This window comes from Achromobacter piechaudii NBRC 102461, from assembly GCF_001571245.1.
Taxonomy (GTDB): domain Bacteria; phylum Pseudomonadota; class Gammaproteobacteria; order Burkholderiales; family Burkholderiaceae_B; genus Achromobacter; species Achromobacter piechaudii.
In genome coordinates, this window is sequence record NZ_BCTK01000025.1 from 1 (window position 1) to 719 (window position 719).

1 pseudogene is annotated in these 719 nt (G+C 66.8%); it reads right to left on the minus strand.

Annotated elements, in window-relative coordinates:
• Window positions 1–701, minus strand: a pseudogene (locus API01S_RS28610) (hypothetical protein); the annotation flags it as partial.
• Between the last annotated feature and the right edge of the window lie 18 nt (window positions 702–719).

Genomic DNA, 719 nt, shown 5'->3' on the forward strand with positions numbered 1-719 from the left:
GCACCGAAGCCTCCCGCCGATGCGTCCGCACCCGAAGCGACCGCTTGCGTCGTCGTCACGCTGCTGTCCGAGACATACGCGCCGGACTTGCCGCTTGCAAGGCCGGTCACTGCCGTATCCAGACCCCCGATGGCGCTGCCAAGGTTGGAGTAGTTGCTGCCTTGCACGCCGTAGGTCGGCGCAGTGACGGAGCCGGTCACCGGATCGAACGCCGATCCGCCACCCAGATTCGACGCCACGCTCGCGCCCAATGTGCCGACGCTTGCCGTCGCCGCATTCGACACGCCGGTCAATTGCGCAACGTTCACCGCATCGGTCGCCGCGCTGCCTGCGGCAAGATTCGTGATCTTGCGTTCAGCGCCGGATGCGCCCAGCGACACTTCGCCGCTGGAGTCTTGCGCGGTGCTCAGACCAATCGCTGCGTAGCCGGCTTCCGAACCGACCGTTGCCGTCGAGCCTTGACCCAACGCCACGTTAGAACCCGTGAGGCCTGCCGTGATCGTTGCGCCCTGGCCCAGCAAGGTCGAGTTGTCGACACCGTTGTCGCTGGCTTGGTTACCCAAGGCCGTAGACGCCGCACCCGTCGCCGAAGCGCCGAAGCCACCCGCCGATGCATCGGCACCGGAGGCAACGGCTTGCGTCGTCGTCACGCTGCTGTCCGAGACATACGCGCCGGATTTGCCACTGGTAAGGCCGGACACTGCCGAGTCCAGGCCGCC